Raw genomic sequence first — 624 nt, forward strand, 5'->3', positions numbered from 1 at the left:
ATACGCCGGCGCTCGGCACGGCCCAGCAGGTAGGCGGTGAACACAACCCATGCCGCCCCACCGATGACGGTGGGCAACATCGGAATGAAGTACTCGGTCGCATCCAGGCCGAGCGCGGCAATGGCGCGGGTGGCGGGACCACCCCACGGGCTCATGCCGCTCATGATGCTCAATGACAGCATCGATACGGTCGCCAGGATCATCGGGTTCATGCCGATGCGCTTGTACAGCGGCAGCATGGCAGCGCAGGTAATCATGTAAGTCGTGGTGCCATCACCGTCCAGCGCCACCAGCAGCGACAGCAGGGCGGTGCCGATCGCGATCTTGATCGGGTCGCCATTCACCCGCTTGAGAATCTTGCGGATCAGCGGGTCGAACAGGCCGGCGTCGATCATCAGGCCGAAGAACAGGATGGCGAACAGCAGCAGCGCGGCAGACGGTGCGACCATTTTCAGCCCATCGAGCATCATCTTGCCCAGGTCTGGCGCGAAACCGCCAATAAGGGCGAAAACAATCGGCACGATGGTCAGCGCAACGATCGGGGACAGGCGTTTACTCATGATCAGGTAGGTGAAGGTCACCACCATGATCAGGCCCAGAAGTGCGAGCATGGTTTGTTCTCTT

Annotated in this window: 1 protein-coding gene; it reads right to left on the reverse strand. The window is 61.1% G+C overall.

Features of this window, described 5'->3' with window-relative positions; genetic code table 11:
* Positions 1-611, reverse strand: a 611-nt coding sequence (locus tag ACF8FG_RS05650) for a citrate:proton symporter (RefSeq protein WP_392518632.1), incomplete at its 3' end; no start/stop codon positions are given.
* Between the last annotated feature and the right edge of the window lie 13 nt (positions 612-624).

Origin of the sequence: Pseudomonas sp. YQ_6 (genome assembly GCF_043103245.1) — a bacterium.
GTDB lineage: Bacteria > Pseudomonadota > Gammaproteobacteria > Pseudomonadales > Pseudomonadaceae > Aquipseudomonas > Aquipseudomonas alloputida.